This window comes from Klebsiella sp. 10982, assembly GCF_048589245.1.
Classification (GTDB): Bacteria; Pseudomonadota; Gammaproteobacteria; order Enterobacterales; family Enterobacteriaceae; genus Klebsiella; species Klebsiella quasivariicola.
On record NZ_JBMAXV010000011.1, the window covers coordinates 1 to 26,213 of the forward strand.

A 26,213-nucleotide genomic window follows, 5' to 3' on the forward strand; every position below is an offset into this window, starting at 1 on the left:
CTGCTGCGATGCATCCGGGTTGCGTCATCATTATCACGTCATCAAAAATTTCCTTGCGAGGCAGTAAGTTGACCGCGTAATCAATGCTTCGCTCTTCGATGGTCTGTCGTCTTTTCGCGGTGATCCCCTTATTTTCAAGCAAGTGCGCGAATACGAACTTCGCCTCTCTTTCGACAAACGCTCTGATCTCTTTCATTTTAACGCCTCGATTCCTTTTAACATTGCCATCATTTCCAGTGCCTTGGTGTACTGCTTGGCACGATAGAAGGCCAGGATGATTTGCTCGTTAGTTGCTGAGCCTGGGTCGAGCCCTTCCTCGCCCAAACAGGCGATCCTGACTTTCAACCCAATCGAAATAAGACGTCTGGCCGCGCCAAACGTGTTGTGTATCGCTTGCTTCTCGCTATCCCACATCATGACGACGGTTTCCAGCCCCTGCTTTTTGAGCTCCAGAAACGCCCCCAGCTGGTCTTCATCCTCACCACGGACGTTTCCACTCAAGTGCATACCGAACGTCCCCACTGGCTCCACAAGCTCTCTGATGGACATTTCCGTCGCCAGCGCTCGCTTGGCCCCTATGACATCGAAAACACCTTCACAAACGACGACCGTCTTTTTGCCAATCGCATTGTGGCCGTTGTAGAGAAATTTCCCCGACGCCGGCAGTCCGTTGGGGAAGAGGTAGCGCTTCTCCGCTACGCCGGTGACGTCACGCCCCTGGAACGTCTTCATCTCACCATCGAGACTGTAGACGGGGATCAGGATGCGCATATCGAAACACTGCATCTTCGGCTTCTTCGTCACATAGTCGAGATAGACGTGCTGGCCGCTCACGCAGTAGCGCAAATCGAAATACGTGGTCAGGTCGACGCCCACGTTTCGCTCCACCAGATACGTTGGCAGCTGGCCCTCGATGGGAAGCATGTAGTGAAATGGCAACGTCAGATCGCTGACCAGCTCCCGCTTGCTTTCCAGCGTCTCTTCTTCGGTTGTCTTTGGCTTCCAGCCCTGCTGACGGAGCTCGTCTTTGATCGCCTGTTTAAGCTGCGTCCAGTTGCAACCTAAATGGCTTTTCATGAATGTCAGCTTGTTAAACTGAACGTCTTCCGGGTGATCGCCCGCGAAGCACTTACCCAAACCGGTCGTTACGTTGAAATAAAGTTTCCAGCCGGCGCTGCCGCAGTGCGGACACTCTTTGATATTCAGCTCTCGACCGCGAGACGAAACAGAACCGCGACGATACGTTACGCCCTCGGAGTCAAGCCACTGCTCGAAGTCCAGCTCTTCTGATAGTTCCTGAAGCTCTGACATATCTACCTCTTGCCAGAAATGGCGCTTTTGGTAAGATTTAATCTCATGTGTATTTTCTCGGTTCCAAAAACCGGTGAAGCTTGATTTCGATTCTGAAATAAGGTGCGTAGCGTCAGCTCGCACCTGTTTTTTTTAGATGACGCCTAACACGCTCTTAATGAATCGCATTTGCTCCAGATCTTGCTGGACACGCAGAGCAAACCCGCCTTTCTGGTTACGAGAGCCCGCAAAGAACAAACGCGCTTCGCCTTTCTCCGCTTCCTCTTCCGTTTTGTTGATTGAGATAATCAGGTCGGCGATACGGACCTTCTCGATGTTGTCTGCGGCGTGCATCATGGTCGCTGTTTCTGCACTGCCACCGTCACGGTTTGTCTGCGAAGCAGTCATACCTGCAACGTTATGTTTATCGAACACGGCACGAAGATCGGTGTAAATGTTCTTCACATCAACGCGGTCGTCTTTGGATGGGTTCGTCGCTCTCATCAGATCGGCATAGTCGACAACAACCATATCGACCTTCTTCCCGGATGCTCCCATGCTATCGATAAGACGGTCCAGGTCTGCCGGTGAGAAGGAGCCAGACGGACGCTCGACAATCCATAGCGAACCGAGTTTCCCATCCGCGCCGATATCGCGTAGCTTCCGATGCACCTCATCGCGTCGTTCCGTCAATTTCTCCATAGGAAGCTCAGAGAGACGCGCATCGAACCTGTCTGACAAAATGGATGTGTGTACTTCCAGAGAGACGTAGAGCGCGTTATAACCCGCTAGAATTGCGTTTACTGCGAACTCGCCCATCGCAGTCGACTTACCTGCTTTAGCGAAGCCCATAATCAGAACCATCTCACGGCGGCCCCAGCCCTTCTGATAAAGCGTCTTATCCAGAATGCGGACGCCGGTCGGAATGGAGTTTGGCACGTAATCATCCGACGCTTCAAAGTCACGCGCGGCCAGACGTTCCTCTTCACGGGCCAGATAATCGTAAACATCGTCTGCGCCTGAAGCGCCAACCATGTTGACCTTGTTCATGACGACCATCGCTTTCTCGAACTCGCCCTTCTCCTTCAGCGTGGCGGCTTTGATCAGCGCGTCATCGAAAGCACAGGAACGAGCGAACGTGGCCACCTTATCGACCATGTAATTCGTGTCCGTCAGCGGCTCTTTGATGCAGCGGGCAATCGCCGCCTTAATATCTGGCATGAGCTCGGCGCGGATGCGACCCTTTTTGTTGGCCTGAAGAACAAGCTCGACCAGCACCTTCGTCGAAGGAATGCTGCGGTACATCTTGAAGTACGAACCGACCAGGTCTACCAGAAAGCCGTTGGCTGCACTTGAAAACTGATCGGGCTCAACCAAATCACCGGCGCGGCTGGTGAACTGGAAGTCGCGACAAAAATAGGCGGCCAGGCGGTTCTGAAAGTCGTCGTTAAACTCTTCAGACAGTGGCTTACCGGTGTGCAATACGCTGGTATCTTCTGACATGTCCTTTCTCTTATTTCCTAAACAACTTGTTTCATGGGTTAATTATTTCAAACTACACAAGGGCATCAACAGAAGACCTGAGCTCTCTCCGACTCGGCCGGAAAGCACTTCTGCATGACGGACATCGGCACGAGGCGATTCAGGACGGCGACATTAGCGATAGCGTAAACACGCTTGCTGGACGGCATATCCTTCACGCGGTTGATGATCCACTGGCAATAAGCCATCTGAATTTCACGGTTGACAATCTGGGATGCGTTCTGGAAGCTGAAATCGGAATCGTCGAAGGTGGTCTTCATGCGCGTCTTCATCTTCTCTTCAAAAATCTCAATGAGATCTTCCTGCCACATATGCTGCGGTCGCGGCAGCTTATCCCATAGTCTCGATGCTGCGATGCTGAGGATGGTCTCGACAAAGTAGTCGTATGGGACGCAGTACCTGTCCGCCACCTGCCTCGCTTTCCAAAGAGACGTGATGTTCGCCTTCGACATGTCAAGGTATGAAACTCTCTTCAAACCTGTGGTGAAGTAGGCTCTCACCAGATCCTCTCTTCCGTGGGTACGGGTAATCTGGGAGTGTTTGAGCTTATACACTTCGGTAAAAAGACAGGTGGCCACAAGAGGGTGCATGATGCGGTAGTCGAACCACTTACTGGTGTACAGCGACGATTCAGCCTTGCATCGGGAAAGACCGACGTGCTGGGATACCCACAAGTCCATTGTCGCGGTATCCATCGTCTCCAGAATGTCGTACTTTTCGAAATCCAGCGCCATGTGCAGCTTTATCATTTTTATGATGCCTATGTATATATACACTTACATACTTACAATTGTGCCAAGTGTAATGTGGCTGCGTGATTTTTGAAAGTGGGAAATGTAGGTTCTTTGGCGGCTTCTTTTTGAGGTCTGGGGTGAACGTCGAATACCCCTATATGTTTTTAAAGACTTTAAAAGAAAGTATTAAAAGATATACAGAGCTAGGTCTTTTTGAAGGAAGAAAAGGCTGGGTTTTGGCTTAAACAATCACCCCAGAACCGTCTTTAACTGAACGGAGTAAGGCATCTGAAAGATGCCTGGCTCCGTGGTTTTGACTCTGGGTTTTGACGTTAACAGCCAGTACCTGAAAGGTATCTGGGTGTTGTCTTTTCAAGCCTTTTGAATGCGTTAAAAAGCCTAGCTCTGTATATATTTAATAACTTTCTTTTAAAAGATCTTAAAACATATAGGGGTAGGCCAGCTTTCCAAAATCAGCTGCGGTCAATTAGCCTTTCCAGCTCTTCCGGCGTGATAGTCTTCAACAGCTCTTCTCGTTCAGCTTTGTCAAACTCTCGCTCCAGTTCGGTAATGCGAAGACCGACTTCATTGCTGGTGGTCAAACGGTTCTGTTCGATGACAGACTTCAGCTTCTCGGCTTTCATCTTGCTGAGAGCGACCAGTGCAACACGGACGATATCTGACCGTGACAGGCTTAGGTCAGGAAGGCGCTTAACCAGAACTTCCATGAACTCAACGTACTCTTCTTCCAGGCTGATGGTGCGACTTCTGATTGCCGTCTTACCTTTCAGTGGAGCGCCTTGGGTCTTGTTTGATACGCGAGCCGGTTTGTCGGCTTCTTCGATGCGCTTCGATTGACGAGCACCGCTTGTCAAGTCACCAAACCCACCAGCCTTCTTCAAATCGTCCGCCATGCTTAATTACCTCCAGAAAGAATAAAATTGGTGACTTCTTGAATTTCCGATTCCGCTTTCGGATCACGTTCAGAGCCAGTCACTTCAAAGATGGAACGCCCCGCCCACTCTGCATCGTCGTACACGTTGCGGTTGTAAAGATTGACCGGTGTGGTTTCCAGACCAAACGTCTCACATACATCCTTCGCCACCAGAATGCGCTTCGCCTGAGACGGCAGTGACGGACACTGATTCATGACGACGTAGGCTTTCAGATCTGGATTAGACGCTCTGGCTGCCGCGACAACGGTATCCACATCGCCAAGTGAACGCAGATCGCGACGTTTCGGTCTTAGCGGCAGAAGAACAACGTCAGAGTGTCTCAGAGCATGTCGCTGAATGTCGGAGTCAAAGCCCCCTGCATCGATAACCACAAAGTCATATCTTCCTCGCAAGCTGGCGATAGTCTGATCGATATCGTGCTGTTTGGCGGCGAATGGGATGATGGTCAGATCTTCATTCTCAGAGCGGTCTTCGCACCAGCGAGCGGTCGTCATCTGGGGGTCGATATCGAGAATGAACACGGTTTTTTTCTTTTTCAGGATGAGATAGGCGGCTATTTGCTGGGCGATTGTTGATTTGCCCGGCCCGCCTTTTGTTCCACCAACAACTATAACGGTAGTTTGCATATACACTGCCTCGTTAGTAAACATGTTGTTTTCTTGTTTAGGGAATACTAGCCGCTTTTCGATTCGCTGTAAAATGCAATAGCTTGGTTTTGATGTCGTTTTAAACGAAGGGATTGGGGCGCTGGTGGCATGGAGAGAGGATCGATAAGCAAACGTACCAGTAACAATTAGAACGTCTCAAAATGCGTTACGTTGCGACGATGTGCGGACATTAATCAGGTGCATCTTGTGGTTTTTTTAATTTGAAGTACGATTCATTCAGTTCGAAAAACTAAGACACATCTGAAAACAAATACACACAAGGCTCAACAAAATGAAAAGAATCGTTTTCGCCGCAATTCTGTCTCTATCATCCGTCGCATCCTATGCACAATGTATCGGAAGCGAGTCGTTCTCAACCTGCAACGACGACAACGGCAACAACTACACCGTGATGCGATCTGGCAACATGACCACGGTAAACGGCTCAAGCCAGGACGGGACTACCTGGAATCAAACGACAACGTCTATGGGTGGTGGCAACACCTACACAACAGGGACTGCATCTAATGGCGCAAACTGGAACGAAACCAGAACAAACACTGGTGGCGGGAGCTACACGGTTAGCGGGATTAACTCACAAGGCGAGAGCTACACACATTTTTGCAACCAGTCAGGCTGCAACTAACATGTATTAGCTCAGGCTCGAACTGACAGTTTGCGTAGGCAAAATGCAACCAAATCTGACAGTCTGCTTTGAGCGAAGTGCAGACATTTTACTCATGGCAGTGGAGCGTTCCCGATTAATTAGACAGCACTTTCCAGTAACAAATTTAATTTGTATTTTTCGATCCCGGACAAGCAATTCTTGTTGCAATTGATGATCGATGAATTCTTTTTTGAGTGCCTGCAACGATTAACATCATTGGTAATCACGGAAAGTAAGATGTCTTAATACTTGCATATCTTTAACAGAAAATTCATGTAGTCGATGACTATGATGGTCATCGCCTTTAATGAAATATTTACGTCCCAAAATCCCGTTCTAACCGCGAGTAAAATATCCGGCGTGGGGCATCAGGGAACAACGGCTGAAATTATCCCGCATTACGCTGGCGCCAGCTTAGCCTTGGCCACCAGATTGAAGGGAGTTTCCGCTATTGATTTCTGAAGAACGCGGTCCTTGAAAGGGTCATTTGCGTCTGGCAGTCGAGCATTTTCTTGACTTCAGCATCTGTTCCCTGCATTGAAACTTTGCCGCACATAGCGTCCTTAGTTTTGATCCACTGGCGCTGAGAAGGCAGCAACTCTTTTTTCTTCTCTGGTGTTAATGTGCTCCAAGCGGTATTCAAATCAGAGTCAGCATTCGCAAAAGCCATTCGGGACTGATCAAGGTTGTCAGCTTTTTGTTGCTGAGGCTGCTGGTAGGATTGTTGTTGAATGGTTTGCTGAACCTGCTGCTCCGCCTCATATTTATCCTGTTGCTGCGCCCTGAGTTGTGCCTGTTGTTCCGCTTCAATTTGACTTCGCTGGGCATCCTTAGCCTGCTGGATTTTTTGCTGCTCAACGATCGGGTTGATGATGGAAAGCGATGTCAGTGCAGCGGCACCCACTGATATTGGGTTGTTAGAAGTAGCTTTCACAAAAACGTTTTTCTGATCGTCGGTTGCCTGTGCGGTGTAGGAGATGCGTTTTGAAAAGGCGTTTGCGTTGTTATCCAAAGACAGGCTTTCCATTTGCTTGTCGAGATTACGGTTAAAGTTCTTTCTGTAAGCATCAGAAAGCTGTGCGTACTCGTTCGCAGGTAGGGTCATCGTCACGGTCCCTTCACAAGTTTTCATTGTGCTGCCCGTGTCACTTGAAGTTGTGGAGATTTCAGAGATGGTCAGTTTAATCTTGTCCAAAGCGCTTCGTTTGGTCTGATTAGTGACGTCAGGGTATTTGTCGACCTGTTCAGAGAGACCTTCATAAGCAGATTTTTTTATTAAATCCATGAGAGCTGACTGGGTCATTTCAGAGGAACAACCGATCACGTCTTTTTTGTTATCACAGCCTGTAATGGCAACGGCGAGTAAGAGTGCTGAGTATTTTAATCTCATGAGTTCCCTTTAGAGTAAGGATTGGCTTTTAAGAGGCGGTCTGTAATCAGTCTGGAGGGCTACAGCAAACAGCGCTGAACACTGAACGCATCACAAGCAAGAACCAAGGTGATATCGGCAAAGAGTGTGGAATCCTTAATTTAACTGATGAGAACGGTATGCACAAGGTTCAGTATCGATTATCCCGACGCAGGAAACCTGCAAGGCAGGTTTTGCTGCTGAACTTAAAAAAAGCTAGGTAAAGTCGGTGCTGGCGTACCATTTATGACCTTTCACCTCCGCGGTGCACGAAAAAAATTTCGCAGAAATTCGTTCTTGGCTCATGTGTTCTGCTCCCTTCAAATTAATGCAGACCAAACTTAGCAACTTCCGCTCCTGGCACAGAGCGGACTGTCAGCTTAGGTTAAGCCCTATACAGTAAAAGTGTAAGATCAAGTTTGAGCTAATACAACTAACAAAAAAAACGAGCGCCTCTAAATGTGGGCGCTCAGCCATCAATCAACGGATTTCTTTTTTCCCCAAGCACACAGTCTCTTACCTAGTAAATTATGTTCGAGGATCTGACGCTCCGTTTCCGGCGTCATGAGATCGGATCGACTTGCGTATATTGGTGCCGACACGTCACAAAAGCCTATTGTGACCGGCTTTTCAATCGCGCATCCAATCAGACTGAAGCTCAGAATGCACGGCATCATCAGACCGACTTGCAACTTGCTTTGATGTTTCAACCTTTGCCTCTACGATTTTCTTATTGCGAAGACCTTCTTCGCGGATCTCTTTAATTTCGACCGCTCGCCGAGCAGAGCGACCACCTAACATGTAAGCGCCGAAAAGCACTAAAACGACGGCCGAAACCGTCGCCAGCGCCACTTTGAACTTACTAATCAAAGCGACTACTAAACCCATCAGATTGTCCCTTTCTGATACTTGCGAACCTGCGACCAGGCAATGAAGCCGGCAATCACGATCGTCGCGACACCAAACCCAATGCGCACCCAATCACCGCTGGAAATGTTGTCCTGCGCCTTGTTCATTGCATCGTTGATCTGCGGTGCAATCTGCGCCAGCTGTGCAATACCGAGAGAGGCGGTCAATGAAGCGCCGGCCGTCTCCTTGGTAACAGGGATGGACTTCATTGCCTTGGTCGGCTTCACAACACCGGCACGGCGTAAACCTTCGTCGATGACGTCGTCGGAATACCACGTATTTGCCGTCTTCAGCGGACCCTGCCCGTTTTCGTGACGAATAATCGCCTCGACGGTAGGCTTCAGGATCTGGTACTGGTGCAAATCGATTTCCATATCTGGCGACACGCCAACCGCCTTGGACACCGCCTTAACGTAAGCCACGGTGTCGTTTTCGGACGGTGGCGCCCAGCGCTCGACAACTTCGCGGATCGTGTCGATTCGAGAGCCGTCTTTCGCTTTGCGCTTGTCGTGATAAGTGATCAGCGTGACCGCTAATGCACGAATCCCCCATGTCGCATCCTTGAATGACGCGAACCGCGATTCGTTCTTGTTGGCCACAAGACCTTGCCACGGGTTCGTATTATCCAGGTTGCCTGGGTTGTTGTTGCGAATACCTCTTGGAGTCATCCTTTTCCCCTTACTGTCCAATTCCACTTTTAACGCCGTATGCTGCAAGCCCCAGCAGCAATGCTGTGATCAGGAAAGACGTCACCTTCGAAACGACCCCACCGAAAAATCCGCTTGAGATGGCGTCCATTCGGTTGAGCAGCTTGTCCAGATTCGCGTGTTGAATGCTGTGCTGCGTCGACGTCATGTCTCCGAGATAAGCCTTAAGGCGCTTATCGACCTCTTCCCCAACCTCGTCGCGCAAGCCCTGCAAGACCTCTCGTGCGACAATTTGCGCAATGCGCTCCACTTCCGTGCGGCTCACACCGTGCATTTCGTTTGACATTTTCGTCCTCCATGTCTGTCAAACCGATTCCAGCCTGTATGATAGCCGCACTAGGCTAGTATGTATACACTTACATATCATCGCAAGCTAAGAGCGCAAGGCTAACTCAGCTTTTAGGGATTCAATCTCTCTCGACAAAACCTGAATGGCACTCAGTGCATCCATCAAGAGAGGGTTGGTGTCCAGAACGAGCTTCTCAACAACAACCGGAGTCCCCGTGCCGTCTTCAGTTTCATCTTTGAGTATTTCGCCACGACTAGTCTTCACATAGCATGGGTCAATCTCCTGAAGTTGCTGCGCTATCACGCCACGTCTCGTTCTGCCTTGTTCGTCATCGTTATAAACAAACGTAACGAGATCCATAGCGTTGATGTTATCCAGAGACTGTCGACCGTCTGTGGGTTTAATGTCATGCTTGAGATTTTTATCAGAGGTTGCAGCCCACGCCACATCCCCACGTTGACTATTCCAAATCATCCCATCGCTGCGATGATGCCAATACTGAACCGCCGCACCATATCCCTTGACCTGAGTTACCAGACGGTGGTTATTACCTATGTGTTCCTCAAACCAAAAATTCGAGCCAGCGTTCCCGTTTCCATCATAGCCTACAGTTGCGAATTGGCTGCACAAGATTGGGGCAACTCGAATATCACCGTTATTTCCGCCGGGGTCACTGTCATATTGCGCAATGAAACCAGAACGACTGGCCGCGCGTACATACTTATCTGCTTTTATACCTTCTTGCGCTCTTATATTTTTGGAAACTCTTATACTGCACTCAAACCCCAACGCCACCGGATCATCCGCAATAATTCGATGAGTATAGTCGGCTGCGCTATTCCCATAATGAAAATCGATGTAAGGCGAGGAGAATGAAAGCTCGATACTTTGTGCTCTAACCTGATAATCACTTTGCACAACGCCTTTAACATAAAGTGAATTTGCGACTTTGGCGTCACCGTTACTCTCAATGCCAAAAATCTCCGTCTGTTCATCGGATGCCGAAATCCTGTCATTGGCACTTCTCACGAGGGAGAATCGGGTCGACTTGCCGACCATGAGCTTTCCGTAGGTCCCGCTCTTTTTAACCAGACCAATGTCGCCATTCCTGCCGAGAATAAACCCGGAGTCGTCGCTGTCGAGACTCTGCGTTCCGGTTAAATTGTTGCCGCCGGCAATCCTGGCCATCCCATTAATGGCAGGGATCGTAACTGACACTCCTGTGATGGGATCTGTCATCGTAATGTTGCCCGTCGACGTCAGCGCAGCAGACCATCCTTCGACGACGCTACGCCAAAGGGAGAACGCGCTGGCGAGCTGATTGGCAAAAGCTGACGTGCTGGCTGTCTCTGACGTAATAATGCCATACGACGCGCCAGAGAAAGCGACAGTGATATTTCTGGACAGCGTTAACTGCGTGTCGCTATCGACAGACTTGATCGCATACAGATCGGCATTGCCGCTCCTGTAAACAACCAGAATAGAACCTTGCTGGACACCCAGCGCGGCATTGGACCACTTGGTCGTTGTACCAGTCACTTTCGCCTGGTTTGCGGCACCCGCGATGGTGCCAACTTCATACATACTCATTTTTCTTCCTTGAGAAATAGTATTTTAGCTTATGGAGGTTGTGATAAAGATCACAACCTCCGTTCAGTATTGCAATTACAGGGTCGCCTCCATGTTACGGCGTGGACGAACCACGAACTACGTTGTTGTTCCGCGCTGCAAAAGCGTCGAATCGTGAAAGGATGGTCAATACCATCTGACCGTTACGATCAAGGTAACAGCCGTAGCGGAGGATTGCATCACCTGAGCCGGCAGGGACAACGAACGACATGTTATCGACGTCCATCGACGCTTGCGCCGTCAGCAGGCGAGTAGCCCCGCCAGTCTCGTAGGCCAGCTCAATGCCGATTTCCATGCTGCCGCCGCCAGAAGTCGCACCAGTACCACGCAGCAACATAGCATAAGACAGGTAGCCCGGATCGAGGCCGCCATCTGCGCCAGGGGAATAAGACATCCCCGCTCTAAGTTTCGCGCCACCGTCAATGGTGATGCTGTCTGTCTGTATGAGCCCGCCTCGAATGTTGATCACTTGATCGAAGTTCTGACGACGGAATCGAGCCAGCTCGAACCACTGCCACGTAGCCTTCGGCACCTTGCGGGTACGGTGCTGTGCGATGTTAATGGCGAAAGAACCAATGTCCCCCTCGACCCTGTTAGCGTACACGGTGCCGTTAAACCAGCCGTCAGTCGCGTAAATAGTACCGCGAACGACAACGTCGTTGAACTGCGCTGCTCCATTCTTATTGATCGCCCAACCCCGCTGGCCATCAATATAATTATCGGATTGGATATGCTGCGCAATTTTAGCACTGCTAATGGAGGCGTTAGCAATCTTAGCATCGGTAATTGCCCCATCTTTGATGTACGCGGAATTCATGTAGGTTACGCCGTTATCGATAACAAACGGTGTCGTCGTATTGCCGTTGCTGGTATTAATCAGCGCGAAGCGATCTGCCTGAACCAAGAACTGGCTTTGCTGGCTCTTCCCATCCACACCCAGCGCGATACCCGCTGCATATTTCTGGCCGGCGCTGTTCGTCTCCATCTTCACCATCCAGGTGCTCTTCAGAGAATCGTTATTTGCGACAGACTCCTGAAGCGTCTGGATAGACGCCGACTGATTGTTCAGCGATGCCGTCATATCGGTTTGCTGCTTGGCAATTGCGCTAAGCTGCGTAGCCTGCGTAGACTTAATGGTCGCAATGCTCGTGACCGCCGAGTTCAGATCAGTCTGGTTCTTGATGTTGGCGGAAGCCTGGGCATCAATCTGAGACTGAAGGCTGGTGTTCAGCGAAGCCTGAGTGCTCTGGCTGTCAGACAGCGTCTTACTCATCTGATCCACTTTCGACGATGAACTATCCACCTTCGAAGAGAGAGAGGACAACTGCGACGCTTGCGCCGTAACCTTGCCGTCGATATCGCCAACTTTCGTTTGCAGAGAAGAGATGGCGTCGGCGTTAGCGTTGGCCGTACTCTGCGCTTCAACGGCGTCAGTAACGTCGGTGATAACAAAGTCGTCGATATACAGGTTGTACCCCGGCGTACCGGAGCCGCTCAGACCGCGTGTGGAAATCCACACATGGGCACGGGTGGCCGACGATCCAAGCGACACGATGCCTGATACTTTGGCCCACTTGTCACGACCACCGAGAACGGCTTCGCTGACAACAAGCCCCTGCCAGTCGTTCGCCCCATCTTTGTTGATGGCGTGAAGACCGACGACGGCGGTCCACCCGGTAGGCGGGGTTTCGCTGGCCGGCATCATTACCCAGAACTCAACGCGGTATTTTGCACTCTGACGCACAACCGAATAAGAGCCGATGCTTTTGTCGGAGTTGCCACTGGCGTTCGCCGGGCGTGTCGCTCTCAGGCACTTGCTGCCGGAGTAGCTAAAGTCCGTCGTAACAACCGCAGAGCTCCCGGCCAATTGCTGGCCGTTGTCATAGGTTTCAAACGTACCGTCAATCCAAGGGTTACTCTGAACCTTGATCGTATTCAGGCTGCTCTGAAGGCTGGTGATGCTTCCGCTCGCCGACGAAATATCCTTACCCTGCTGCGTCACGGTATTCTGAAGTGAAGACAGCGCCGTGGCATCGGCCTTGGTGCTGACCGTCTTGTTCAGAGTGCTAAGACCGTTGTTCAGAGTGGTGATGCTGTCGGATTGGGAAGAAATATTCCCTTCAGCATTGGACACTCTCGTCGTCAGACCGGAAACCGCAGACACCGTGGCATCCAGATCGACGCGGTCGGTGATGTCGATAACGTAGAAGTCGTCGAAATACATCGCACCGGCGGACAGGTAGGCGGTGATCTGTGTCGCCGCTGTCACATCTTTACCCGGCCTCCAGGTGAAGCTAATCTCCTGCCAGTTTGACGTGAAAGGACCGTAAACACTACTAGCCAGCAAACCTGTGCTATCCGCGATACGGAACTTCGTGTTGTCCGCAGCCTGAATAACGGTGCCTGAATCCTGCTTAGCCCATGCGCCGATTTTATAGGTGCGACCCTTCAGATAGGTAACGTCCTGCCCGACTAACACAGATCCGCCGGCAGCCAGCTTGAGGATTTTACTTCCTGAGTGTGGCACCGACGCTGCGATGACGGAGGCGATAGAGCTCCAGCCGGTGTAGCCATCTTTATCGCGCTCGAATGACGAGTTGACGATCAGGTTCCCAGGGATCTTGCCCGACGCATCGATGCTGGCATTCGTCGCGCTGAGGCTGTTATTGAGCTGCGTCAGCGACGCGCTTTGGGTAGAGATATCTTTACCCTGCTGCGTTACCGTGTTCTGCAAAGTCTGAAGCGCCGATGCATCTGCCTTTTTAGAGACATTGTCATTAACCGTCCTCATGTCGTTTTGCAGAGAGGTGATGGCACTACTGCTCGAAGCGATAGTGTCGCCCTGCTGCTTAACGGTGTTTTGCAGAGTGGTGATTGCACTGGCGTTCGCATCCGCCTTCATCATCACACCGCCGGCGGCGCCCAACCCCATCATTACCCCGTTCACAAACTCAACGGACGTGGAAATAAATGCGCTGGAGTCACCACCTGTAGGTGCGCGTAACTCCAGACCGTCGCCGGCCTTCATGCCTTTACGGCCAAGGAGAATGTACGCGCCGCGATATGGCAGAGAGTTAATAACTTCAGTTGTGCCACCGAGCAACTCTAAGGCAGATGCAATCGAGTTACGCTGACCCGACGGCTCGTCATAAGTCATCACGCAAACGTAAACGCCATTAGCCAGAGCCGCAATATCGTCAGACATCGCCTTCCCGTTGTTGGCAGAGCCAAAAACGTCATAGGTTTTGCTGGTATTAATGACCGTCGAGCCGTCGCTATTCGCTTTAAACGTGATCAGCGCATAGCTGCGACCAGGCGTAAACAGACTTTTACCTGACTCATCAAAGAGACCGTGATTAGCGCTGTTACCGTTGCCTTTCGCCGTTACCGTAAATACAGTGCGACGAGTCAGTGACGCTTGCATGGAGGTGATGCTGGTGTTCGCCGCAATTATATTGGCTTCTGCTGCATCCAGATCCTTGCCTTGTTGGGTCACGGTATTTGTCAGCGATGACAGTGCCGATGCGTCCGCTTTCAGTGAGAGAGCACTGTTAGCGCTACTCAGCCCATTTTCCAGCGAAGTTGTACGGCTTCCGATCGAGCTAAGCGTGTCACCTTGCGTTTTGACGGTGCTGTTCAACGTATCAATCGCAGAGCTGTTGGCTTTGGTTCCAGCATCACGGCGGGTAGCAATGATGTTATATACGGTACGTGCGGAAGTCGCCTTAGCGCTTGCCTGGAACATCGCCTTTGTTGCACCAGCAGGTACGGTAATAGCCGCAGATACACTCTTCTTCTCTCCAGCCGCGAAGGTCAACGCAGGGGCGTAGAGACAGAAATTGCTCAGTCCAGGGCCGTCGAAGCGGAGCCCCCATGAGATGGATGCTGCACCTTCGCTCTGACTCATCAGGCTCAAATCGATAATGTCGCCTGGCGTCACTTGGAAGTAGGACGACGATGGCGACCAGCCTGAGCTGCTGACGACCGCCGCGTAACCATCAACCGTTGTAGCGGAGCCCGCCCAGCCCTGAGCGCCGTTAAGCATCGCTGGGTTAGGAATGAGGTTTGCTCCGGCCGTCAGGTTATTTTCCAGAGACGTTACGCGAGAACCTTGGCCAGAAATGTCATTACCTTGCTGCGTCACCGAGTTCTGTAGCGTCTGAAGCGCAGAAGAATCAGCCTTCTTCGAAACGTTGGCGTTGGTAGTGCTAAGACCATTCTCAAGCGACGTTGTGCGAGAGCCGATCGAGGAAATATCGCTGCCCTGCTGGTTCACTGTGGACGTCAGAGAATCGACCGCCTTGGATGTGGCATTCGCTGTATCCTGCGCCTTAGATGCCGCAGTGATGTTGCGCATATGCCAGTCAGTCACATACCAGATCGTGCCGAACGGTGAAGACTGGTTGATTTGCAGGAACGGACGAATGTAGCCTTTATCAACCATTGCCTGGCTAACAGTGAACTTCCATGTTACGCGAGTCCAGGTGCTTGTAGCTTTGGTATTTCCGCCATTATAAAGCGGGCCACCTATCCCACCAGTTGGGCCGTTTGCTGTGCCAATATAGAGATTAAAGTCAGCATTGCCGGCGCCACACGCCACCAGCGCAGAAATTTCAAACACATCGCCCAGCGTTGCGACAATGGTGTTGAAGTTTGGATGATGGTCACGGGCCGCAAGTTTAGCCGCATATCTGAATGGACAGTTTGCTGGAACACCATCTGTGTCGGCTGAGACGACGGTAAAGCCCATCTGAGCGTACTGAGGGTCAAATGTAGGGTTGGTAATCAAATCCCCACTGCTCGCGTTCTCTGCGCGAATAGCCGCATTCAGAGACGTGATGCTGGAGTTCGCCGCCGTAATCCCATTTTCAGTGCTGGACACCCGGCCGCTCAGCGTATCGAGAGACGACTGCTCCGCCTTTTTAGCCACAGCTTTATTTGTGGTATCAAGGCTGCTGTTCAGCTTGGTGATCGCATCGTTCTGGGTGCTGATGCTGGACTCCGTCTTATCGACGCGACCAGACAGCGTCTGAAGCGCGGTGGAATCAGCCTTCGTGGAAACCAGATTGTTGGTGCTCGACAAATCACCCTGAAGCTTAGTGATCGCGGTATTCTGCGTGGAGATGCTGTCTTCAGTTTTCTGGACGCGAGAGGTCACAGACTGAATAGCGCCGCTATTCGCGTCAACCGTAGTCTTCAGCGATGACAGATCGTTAGACGATGCCATATCGCTCGGCGCCGGAGACCACTCTGTAGGCATATTGCCAACTTCCAGCTTAGGACTGGTGATAGAGACGGTCTGGTCTTTCGTCGAAGATGCCTGGATGCGAGCAAGGATTAGTTTCTTAGATCCAGTTCCCGGCTTCTGCTTCCACTTAACCCAATAACGAACCCACTCAGTTGTCAAAGTGAATGACATACGACCATCAACACTGCCGTCTGACACACCTTGACTACTAACCCCAGATGTCGTCGAGTTAGGGTTGTAGAAGTAAGCGGTCATGCTTTGACCGTTCTCACCACCTTTTGCAAAGAAACTGTAAACGTACTCTGCATTGTCGACTGGAGCGTCGAGAGTAATCTCCTTGAGATCTCGGTAGGAACTGCCCGCTTTAGTAGTCGCGCTAATCACCGCATTGCCACGGAAGATTTCATTGGTTTTACCAGACCACCCGGCCATGTCGCCTGAGTTTTTGATCAGGTTGACGCCACCAATAGAAACGTTACTTAGTGCGTTGCTGAGATTCGTAACACTGTCGCTTTGGCTTGCAATATCCTTACCTTGCTGAGTAACCGTGTTTTGCAGCGTCTGAAGAGCCGAAGCGTCCGCTTTCTTCGCAACGGTAGAGTTGGTATCGCTCAGGCCGTTCTTCAGAGAGGTGATCGCCGTGCTGTTGCTGGAAACCTGATCACCCACCTTGCTGACGTTGGAGCTGATCGAGTTCAGCGCCGAAGACAGTGAAGAGACGCCCAGACCAGAATACAGCTCGGCAACCTTGTCGCCCAGCTTGAAGCCCAGATTGACATAGGCATTACCGGTCCACTGGTTAACCAGAAACTCTACAGTATTCCAGCCGGCGGACAGTGTGAAATTGAGTACAGCTGTTCCAGACAACGCAGCAGCCTGACGAACACCATTCACATACACCGCACCGGAGTCATCAAACACACGAGAGCCAGGCGACACAGAGATGGTGGTATCCGCAGCAACACGAACCATCGCCTTGTAATGCGCGACTACATACGATCCGGCGCCAGAGAAGTCCATCCTGGCTGCGTCGGCCACTTCATCCATAAATACCGGGGAAAGCCCCTGAATGTCGCTAAACGTCGGTTCGGTGCCGGCGTTGGCGAGCTGGCACTTGTAGATGCGGCGAGCCCAAGTGTCCTGCTTGCCGTTGACAACCTGATTTGACAGCGCAGTGATATTGCTGGTGTTGGCAGCAACGTCTTTACCCTGCTGGGTAACGGTGTTTTGCAGCGATGACAGCGCAGAGGCATCAGCCTTGGTGCCAATGGCTTTGTTCGCCGTGGCCAGGCCATTATTCAGGGTTGTGATGCTGTCGCCCTGCGAGGTGATGCTGTCGCCCTGCCTGGACACAGTCGTCTGAAGCGTTGATACCGCGCTCGCAGTGGCATCAGCCGTCTGCTGGGCATTGTAGGCGTCTGTCACGTCGGTAATGACAAAATCATCGACGAGGAAGGAGTTACCCGCCTTAACAGTCGATACGTTTGGCATGGAGATCCGCACCATCGCCTGTTTGATACCGCTCTTGCTGCTCTTCAGATAGCCACTGACTTTCGTCCAGGTGTCTGCGGACAGATCTTTTGCCGACTTAATGAGTGCCGGCCACTGCCAGGAGTTATCCTGATACTGCAACGACATGCCGACCGCAATCTGCACCGAGCCATCCATCGTCGTGCTCTTGGCGTCCAGCTTAACCCAGCACTCAACATAGAATACCGCGTTGTCGCGAACCTGGAAGCCGCTGAAGATGTGGTTGTCGCTGTTGTCAGTTGCATTGGCATTGTAGTCGTTCGGACGTGTCACACGGATGCATTTGTTGCCGCCGTGAGAATCGTCAGCAGTCACGATGACGCGACCATTGGTGATATTGTACCCGCTCGAATAACTCTCGAATGTCCCGTCTGGCAGGATGTTTGCGCCGCGCTTAGACTGCTGGTTCAGCGAGCTGTTCAGCGAAGTGATGGCGTCACTGCTGCTGCTGATCTTGTCTTCGGCATTGCTGACGCGAGTGGACAGGTTATTCAGCGCCGTGGCATCCGCCTTCTTCGCAACATCACCCTTCACGGTGTCCAGTGAGTTGCCCAGGCTGGTGATAGAATTACCCTGACTGGCAATCTTATCCCCTTGCGTAGAGACGGTGCTCTGGAGCGTCTGAAGAGCGGATGCGTCCGCTTTCTTGGCAACATTGGCATCAGTCGCCGCGATGCTGTTCTTCAGCGTCGTGATGGAATCAGACGCCGACTTCAGGTCCGTACCCTGCTTGGTTACGGTGTTCTGAAGCGAACTCAACGCTGAAGCGTCCGCCTTTGTTGCAACGGTCGAGTTTGTTATCGCCAGACTGTTTTTCAGATCGGTGATTGCCGAACCCTGAGATGAAATAACGCCTTCATCCGAGGTTACACGGCTGGTCAGCGTACTGAGCGCGGAGGCTGAGGCGAAATCACTGTCTGCCGCCTTCCAGTCGGTTACGACGTTGCCGGTTTCCAGCTGCGGCGAGCTGATGAAGACAGTCTGGTCGGCAGTTGAGGAATTGTTCAGTCGCGCCGGAATGAAGCGCTTCGTTCCGGTTGTCGGAGAATGAGTCCACTTAACCCAATAACGCGCCCATGAGGTGGTCAGTGTGATCGCCGCAGAGCCATCAGAACTGCTACCCTTAACACCCTGGCTTGTTTCAGAACCGGTCGTGTTGCTTGGGTTGTAGAAGTAGGCGTTGATGACAGTGCCATCCTTCGCGGCTTTCGCCCAGAAGCTGTAGACGTAGCTGTCGGAGTCCACCGGGCCGGCCAGCACAATCTCGTTCGACTGAACGTAGCTTGAGCTGTTGGCTTTTCTCGTGAACGAGAAGACCTTGTTGCCACGATAGGTGTCGCTAATGACGTCAGACCATCCCTCCATTGTGCCGGAGTTCGGAATCAGGTTTGCGCTACCTACCGCGATGTTGCTTACCGTGTTGGACAGCTTCGTTACGGCGTCACTTTGAGAAGAGATGTTCTTCTCGTTCTGGGTCACTCTCGTTGTGAGGTTGTTCAACGCAGAAGCATCAGCTTTCGTTGCGACGGCAGCGTTTGTGGTGGCAAGGTTTCCAGTCAGCGCCGTGATGTTGCTGGCATTGGTGGAGATGTCTTTACCCTGCTGTGTTACGGTGCTCTGAAGGTTCTGAAGCGCAGAGGAGTCGGCTTTCTTTGCCACATCACCTTTCACCGTATTAACGGTGTTATTCAGCGCCGTGATCGAATCACCCTGGCTGGTCAGCGTCTTACCCTGATCGGTCACGGTGCTTTGCAGTGTCTGAAGCGCCGACGCATCCGCTTTCTTAGCCAGATCGGTCTTGGTGGAGCTGAGGTCATTCTGCAACTTGGTGATCGCCGTACCCTGAGAGGTGACGGTTTCACCCTGCCTGGAAACGGTCGTCGACAGATTGCTTAACGCGCTGGCCGTCGTCTCATTGTTGGTCGCGTCGGTAATGTCGAACACCTGGAATGAATCAATCCAGATCTCGCCATTATTCGGATGGCAGTAGATGCCAAAGGACTGACCGTCAACGCCGTCTTTCGGCGAGAAGGATGTGTCCCAGGTGATGGTTTGCCAGTCGGTTGTCAGCGTATTGTTCTTGTCTTCATACGCCCCTTCCGTATTGCCGTTAAAATTCCAGCGGCGCAGCAGCATATTCATTGCCCCGGAAACACCCTTCGCGCGAACAATGTAACGGTATTTTCTCGCGCCATTTACCGGAACTGGCAGTTTGCTGTTAGCGAACAGACCAGGCGACGTACTGTTGACTTTAACCATACGCACACCGGCCGAGTTTTCACCAAACGCACCAAACGCAACAATACTTCCAGATGTTCCAGAATTTTGCTGAGTCCTGAACGTTTGCCCGCCGTTGTCAAAGCTGGAGTCCTGAACCAGATTGTCGCCCATGTTAACCAAAGAACCGACGCTGTTTTTCAGACTGGTTATTGAGTCGCTCTGAGACGCAATGGAATCACCGTGCTGTGATACGGTATTCTGAAGCGTTGACAGAGCGGAGGCGTCCGCCTTCTTCGCGACGTTGCCGTCCGTTGTGGCGAGACTATTCTTCAGCGATGAGATGTCGGACGCGGAGGATGCAATGTCCTTGCCCTGCTGCGTTACCGTGCTCTGGATTGTCGCTACAGCGGACGAGTCAGCTTTCTTCGAAACGTTGGCGTTGGTTGTCGCCAGGTCGTTCTTCAGAGAAGTGATGCTGTTGCCCTGAGATTCAACATTACCCTCGGTTGAAGCAACGCGCGTCGTCAGTGCATTCAGTGCAGACGCATTGGCATCCAGACCTGACTTCACCTCATCCGGGCTTGCAGACCAGTCGGTTGCGATGTTGCCGTTTTCCAACTTAACGCGGTAGAAGATGGCGCCAGTCTTCTGGGTTTTATCTTCCAGAATGAAGCGGATCGTCGTCGGGTCATTGAACATCGTGTCGCCGGCTTTCAGGTTAATCGTACCGGTCCAGACGAACATATCCCCTTTCTGCGACACACTTCCGTTGCTGGCCCAGAAACGAACGCCCCAATTATCGCCGGCAGCGCTTTTACCAATTACGACGCTGGTGAACGGTTTCGTCGTGCCGAATCCAGAGGACAGCTCCTTGAACCATACGGACAACGTTATCGAACGAGGTGTCACCACTGACACGCCACGAATATCGGCAGTCACGGTACGATCGAACGATTTAAAACTTGTCGTAGTGGAAAGCAGAGATACCGGCGCCGCGCTCATATCGCCGTTGGTGATGAGGTTCACACCGCCGACGTCAATGCTGGACACCTTGTTACTTAACTTGGTCAGAGAGTCGGATTGCGTGGCAATGCCCTTCTCATTCTGGGATACGCGAGACGCCAGATCACTCATTGCTGAAGCGTCAGCCTTGGTATCGACTTTATCGTTTGTCGCATCCAGACTGCCTTTCAGACTGGTGATGCTGCTGTTGGCGGTGGAGATATCCTTGCCCTGCTGCGTCACAGTATTTTGCAACGTCTGGACCGCAGAGGAATCAGCCTTCTTCGCGACGTTTTCGTTGGTTGTATTCAGGCTGTTGTTCAGGCCAGCGATGCTGGTGGACTGCGACGAAATGTCTTTACCTTGTTGCGTGACGGTACTCTGCAACGAAGAAATCGCGGAGGCGCTCGCATCGATGTTCACGGTGTCGGTTACGTCGATAACGTAGAAGTCATCGAAGTAGCGGTTGCCGGCGGTCAGATAGTTGCTCAGCGTAACGGGCAGACTTCCCGTCTCGGTAGCCTTCCATCGTTTGCTAACTTTCGTCCAGTCAACGGTGAGGTTTACGAACGGGACCTCAAACACTGGCGCTCCAGCACTATTGCCCACTCGCAGTTTGTTGTTACCCTGCCCATTATCTGTTGTTCCAGAAACCTGTTTAGCCCAGACGCCGATCTCATAAGTACGGCCTTTGACAAAATCGATGTACTGGCCCGGAGATGCGGAGCTACCTGGATCAATTTTCAGTGCTTTTGTGCCGACATGCGGTATCTGAATAGCAACGACCGTGCTGAGACTGGATACGCCAATATAACCGTCCATACCACGCTCAAACGATGAGTTGACGATCAGGTTGTTCGGAGTCTTGGCTGAAGCGTCAGAGTCCGCCAGAGCGTTGCTCAGTGAGTTATTCAGCTGGACAATGCTGTCGCCCTGACTGGACACGCTACCTTCTGTCGCGCTTACGCGAGAAGACAGATCGCTGACCGCCGTCGCATCAGCTTTCTTGGCCACCGCATCGTTCGTAGTGTCCAGAGAAGACTTCAGGGTGGAGATGCTGCTGTTAGCTGCCGCGATATCCTTGCCCTGCTGGGTCACAGTTCCCTGTAACGCGGTCATGGCCGTCTGGTCGGCTTTCTTCCCAACATTGGTGTTGGTGGTATTCAGATCGCCTTGGAGCTTGGTGATCGACTGTCCCTGAGTAGAGATATTCGAGCCCTGCTGCTCGACCGACGCCTTGAGTGTCTGAACAGCCGACGCATCAGCTTTGTCGTCTAAAGAAGACTTAAGGCCGGTGATGTCTGACGCCATCGCCTGGTCTTTCGTGTTCAGCGTATCGAGCGACTTGTTGATACTCGATACGCTGTCATTCACTTTGGTTTCCAGTGACTGACGTGCGGTCGCCTCTACTTTATCGGCAGTTACACGCGCTTGCTGCTCCTGGAAGATGAGGCCAGAGCTCAGCTTTGTAATGTCAGTCCCGTCATAAGAGCCACGCAGCTGTGTTGCCAGAGTTGAGCGGCTGGCTGCTTCTGCTGCATCAGCGTTGGTACGGGCGGTCTTCTCATCTTGCAGAGCGGCCATGCCGGCGCCCGGAGTTGGTCGGCCGACGGCGATCCAGTCGATTTCGATGTAGTTTGAATCATCGGTCGAGATGGAAAGATCAAGACGAATCTGGTGAATGGTATCGTTATTCCACTTGATATCGCTTGCCGTCAGCGTAGCAACACCCTGGGCGTTGTACTCCGGTTCGCTTACCGTGATGAAATTTGTATTGTTGAAGGTATCGCCGCTTTTGGTGATCCAGCGAATTGCGCCTTCCCAAACTGGATTACCCACTTTTCGGATACGCATCTTCATGAAGCGATAGGACGCGCCGGCGATAGCAAGACCTGCTGGCGATGTCAGCCATGTATCCCCGCCATTGCCTGAGCGAATCCACCCGTCAGCAGACAGAATAGCGCTCTTGTTGCCGCTCCACCCTTCAGTTGTCTGTGCATCGAAATACCAGATCTTGAGACTGTCGAACTGCTCGCCTGTTCCCGCTGCGACCTGTGAAATCTGCTGCGCCAGAGACTCGTTGGCGGTCTGCATTTGAGCGGACACATTTTTAATTTCCGCCTGGCGGCTGTTCTTCTCCTGAAGAATAGCGTCAGCGCGAGTCTTCGCCTCATCAGAAATGGCAGCGATGCGGCTTGATGATTCGGACGAGATCGCGTTTGCGGTTTTGGTGTCCAGATCGGAAACAGCCTTGACGCGATCGGTGACCTCTTTTTCAATTTTGTCGCTGAGAGACGACGCGGAGTCTGCGATAGCCTTCGCGCGAGCGGTAGCCTCAACCGCCACCGAATCGCTAATTGCCGTAGCGCGTGCGGCGGCTTCGTCAGATATCGCCTTGGCGCGAGCGGTGGCCTCATCAGCGACAGCTTTGGTTCTGGCCGCCACCTCATCAGACACAGCCTTGGCGCGAGCGACAGCCTCATCAGACACAGCCTTTGTCCGGGCGGCGGCTTCGTCAGCTACAGCCTTGTTTCGTGCGGTGACTTCGTCGGCCATTGCCCTCGTGCGAGTGTCGGACTCTTTTGTAATTGCGTCAGCGCGAGCGATAGCCTCATCGGAGATAGCCTTGGTACGCGCATCAGCTTCTGCCGAAATAGCCTGGGAGCGCTGCTTAGCTTCGTCAGCAACAGCATTATTGCGGTCAGTCGCTTCCTGCATGATGGCGTTGTTCAGCGTGGTCTGGGCTGCGCTTAAGGCGCTGGACGCCTCTTTCTTGGCGGCTTCAACCTGCGCGGTAGCTTCGGACTTCGCGTCTTCAATGGAAGCATCAACCTCAGCAGCAACCGCCTTGCTGTCGATATCAGCCAGAAGGTCTTTGGCGAGCTCGGATTCGGTGATCTTGTTTTGCAGGAACGACAATACATCGCGCGTCATTGCCGACGTACCGAGCTTCGAGCTCCAGTCACTGGTCATGCCGCGTTTGTTGGCCGAGCGAATCCAGTAGTACCACGTTACCGAATCTTCCAGACCGCTGTGGGTGAAGTTGGTGGTCGTGGATTTAGCCAGAAGAGTCGCCTTGGTGACGTCGTTGGTCTTCGAGGCGTAAATCTGGATGTGATCCAAATCGACGGACGACGGGTTAGACCAGCCAAGGATAATCTGGCGGTAGTCGCCAACGGCAGTCAGAGACGATGGGGCGCCCGGAGGCGTCATGGTTCCCAGAACCTGATACGTTGTGCTGAGGATTTCGGTCTTACGTCCGGAGACGGAAACGCCGTACACCTGGAAGTCGTATTTGCCGCTCTCCGCGACCGGCTTAACTTCGAACTGCTCTTCGTTAACTTTGGCCGTCTGCCAGTTGGACACATTACCGGCATCTGACCGGCGCCAGCTAACCCAATACTCTGCGGATTTGCCTTCCCATGTCGCCGTCAGCGATACGTTTAGGTTGCCCGGAGAGGACAGGTATGTTCCTTCAGTGATCTTCAGGTTCTCGGGTTTCGAGAATGTCGGATCAAGGACGGTCGTGTTTTGCGGGATGAGCACGGCGCCGTCATCAATGGCAGCATATTTGGACGGGTTATTCTGGATACAGGTGATCGTGCTACCAACGCCGTCTTCACCCTGGGTAACACCAACTACGCGAGCCTGAAGCGGTTTCAGATCGCTTTGAGAAATCACCCAGATGCCATCAGCAACCGGGCGGTCGGCCTCGTTCACTGCATCTTTAAAGGTGACTTTGCTCACTACGCCAGATTCAAGGATGTCGCGGCTAATCATCCGGCCTTCAGCGTTAATGAAGGTGATGGTGCCAGCCTTGGTCATGTCGACCGTAGAGTCCAGTGTAATGCTGTTTGCGGTGGATGCGACAACACGACCAGAATTACGACGGCCGGCGCGGAACTTGTCGTGAATCAGGATGACGTCGCCCGGAACGAGGAATGCTGAGTCCATCCCTGTCTGGAACGTGATAACGTCCGACTCCATACGCCCTGTATAAAGCGTCCACAAGCCCACACGATGAGCCATGCCACGAGAAGTACAACCAAACGCTACAGACTCCGTCTTGCGTATCCCGTAGCGCTTAATGGCTTCTAAGTCTTCGACATACTCAATATTCTGCTTGTAATTGTCTTCTTTGTTGTTGTAGGTGATAAGCGCGACAGAAGGGCGATCCTTACGGGCAGAGCCTTTGTAGGAGAATCGACCATCAATTACGTTGGAGTTTGAGTAGATGGCGATCGGGTCTGACGGGCTATCCTGCGTCACATGAACCATGCCGCCGGCCCAATAAACCATCCCACGGAAAGCACCAGCAATATCCTGAACGCAGCGATAGGCGTCCTGAAGCGTGGTGATCTGCGTGTTGATGGCGAATCGTTTCTCTTTGCCACCAAAGCCGTCGTCAACCAGCGCATCGCAGTACCGGCCGATCTGATAAAGCTGGCCAAGGTCAAACATTGACTCTCTGACGAACTCACCCAGACCATAGCGCTTATTGGTCACGAGGTCATACAGAATCCATGCCGGGTTACTGGACGACAGCAGTTTGAACGAACCGTCCCATGTCCCTCGGTATTCGTTGGTGACTTCATCGTAGTTTGACGGGACGCGGACCTTCATACCGCTAATCAGGTACGAACGAGACGGCATGGACGAGCCGAACTGCTCTGAGTTGACGCGAAGGCCGACCAGCGCAGAGTTCGGGTAGTTCATGTTGGTGTTGATGATCTCCCCGACGGTATCCACATAGATATCGTTGGCAAGGTAGGTCGTGTCTTTGTTGTCGTCGGTAACACGAACAACACGAACCTGATACTTAGAGCCCGGCTTCGGCAGGTTGAGTATGTAGCTTCGATAATAAACGCCGGCCTTCTTCGCGGTCAGCGTAACGGTCCCGGAGGACTCGCCCTCTGGCGCCACGTCAACAAATGCGCCGCCGGCACTGCTCACCTGGAATTTGTACGTGACAGAAGTACCGCTGGTGTCACCCGTCTTTTTGTCGACAGATTTCAGCGATGGGAATTTCAGAATGACGCGGAAGCGGTCAGCGCTGTCACTGTCGACCGCCATCGTAACGGCGCTCGTTTTCTTGACCTGCAAGCCGATGGTTTTAGGCGTTTCGGTGTAGTCGAAGCCTTCGATGATGCTCTGGTCCTGAGAGCCATCACGGAACCACCAGGTTACGCCTGAGTGGTTGTAAGTGTCGTCAGAGTTCTGCAATGGCAGGTCGTTAAGGAAGATCGACTTCGCGCCGTCCTTCAGACCGCCAATAACGCCCTCACCCAGCAAGTCCAGAATGGATACTTTGACATTCGAGTTAACGGTGTCGTCCGCCTCTACCGGTGTCCTTGACGAGCCGGACGACTTCTTGCCGCCAGCACCTGCGATAATTTCAGGCAGTTTTCTTTTTTTGAACTGTTCCATGTACGCCC

The 26,213-nt window shown here is 52.2% G+C and carries 13 protein-coding genes; 1 reads left to right on the top strand and 12 read right to left on the bottom strand.

Annotation, left to right across the window (positions count from 1 at the left end; genetic code table 11):
* The 6 genes from ACKLKD_RS11265 to ACKLKD_RS11290 form a co-directional block, all read right to left on the bottom strand.
* Positions 1-196, bottom strand: a 196-nt coding sequence (locus tag ACKLKD_RS11265) for a hypothetical protein (RefSeq protein ID WP_420061971.1), incomplete at its 3' end; no start/stop codon positions are given.
* Positions 193-1,311, bottom strand: a complete 1,119-nt coding sequence (locus tag ACKLKD_RS11270) for a DNA primase (RefSeq protein WP_087804875.1) — start codon at positions 1,309-1,311, stop codon at positions 193-195. The genes ACKLKD_RS11270 and ACKLKD_RS11265, both read right to left, overlap by 4 nt.
* Before the next feature lie 132 nt (positions 1,312-1,443).
* Positions 1,444-2,793: a DnaB-like helicase C-terminal domain-containing protein gene (locus tag ACKLKD_RS11275; protein WP_049140150.1), complete on the bottom strand. Its 1,350-nt coding sequence runs from the start codon at positions 2,791-2,793 to the stop codon at positions 1,444-1,446.
* 65 nt (positions 2,794-2,858) lie between these two features.
* Positions 2,859-3,581, bottom strand: a complete 723-nt coding sequence (locus ACKLKD_RS11280) for a hypothetical protein (RefSeq protein WP_087804873.1) — start codon at positions 3,579-3,581, stop codon at positions 2,859-2,861.
* Positions 3,582-4,039: 458 nt separating this feature from the next.
* Entirely contained in the window at positions 4,040-4,480 is a 441-nt protein-coding gene (locus ACKLKD_RS11285; RefSeq protein WP_049140148.1) for a hypothetical protein, read from the bottom strand.
* A gap of 2 nt (positions 4,481-4,482) precedes the next feature.
* Complete coding sequence (locus ACKLKD_RS11290) at positions 4,483-5,148, bottom strand: division plane positioning ATPase MipZ (protein ID WP_087804887.1); 666 nt, start codon at positions 5,146-5,148, stop codon at positions 4,483-4,485.
* Positions 5,149-5,461: 313 nt separating this feature from the next.
* Here ACKLKD_RS11290 and ACKLKD_RS11295 point away from each other — a divergent pair, with 313 nt between their 5' ends.
* The gene (locus ACKLKD_RS11295) at positions 5,462-5,815 is read left to right on the top strand and encodes a hypothetical protein (RefSeq protein ID WP_132312486.1); all 354 of its coding nucleotides are present in this window, start codon (positions 5,462-5,464) and stop codon (positions 5,813-5,815) included.
* A 469-nt stretch (positions 5,816-6,284) separates the two neighbouring features.
* Here the strand turns inward: ACKLKD_RS11295 and ACKLKD_RS11300 are convergent, their stop codons facing one another.
* The 6 genes from ACKLKD_RS11300 to ACKLKD_RS11325 form a co-directional block, all read right to left on the bottom strand.
* Positions 6,285-7,226, bottom strand: coding sequence for a lysozyme inhibitor LprI family protein (locus ACKLKD_RS11300; protein ID WP_087804870.1), 942 nt, complete (start codon positions 7,224-7,226; stop codon positions 6,285-6,287).
* A 648-nt stretch (positions 7,227-7,874) separates the two neighbouring features.
* Positions 7,875-8,132, bottom strand: a complete 258-nt coding sequence (locus ACKLKD_RS11305; protein ID WP_064186116.1) for a hypothetical protein — start codon at positions 8,130-8,132, stop codon at positions 7,875-7,877.
* A complete protein-coding gene (locus ACKLKD_RS11310) occupies positions 8,132-8,821 on the bottom strand; it encodes a hypothetical protein (RefSeq protein ID WP_087804869.1) in 690 nt (229 codons plus the stop codon). The genes ACKLKD_RS11305 and ACKLKD_RS11310 overlap by 1 nt, the downstream gene beginning before the upstream one ends.
* A gap of 10 nt (positions 8,822-8,831) precedes the next feature.
* Positions 8,832-9,146: a hypothetical protein gene (locus tag ACKLKD_RS11315; protein WP_049140301.1), complete on the bottom strand. Its 315-nt coding sequence runs from the start codon at positions 9,144-9,146 to the stop codon at positions 8,832-8,834.
* A gap of 87 nt (positions 9,147-9,233) precedes the next feature.
* A complete protein-coding gene (locus ACKLKD_RS11320) occupies positions 9,234-10,739 on the bottom strand; it encodes a tail fiber domain-containing protein (protein WP_087804866.1) in 1,506 nt (501 codons plus the stop codon).
* Between the two features lie 94 nt (positions 10,740-10,833).
* Positions 10,834-26,205, bottom strand: coding sequence for a phage tail tip fiber protein (locus ACKLKD_RS11325; protein WP_087804864.1), 15,372 nt, complete (start codon positions 26,203-26,205; stop codon positions 10,834-10,836).
* Positions 26,206-26,213: the final 8 nt, after the last annotated feature.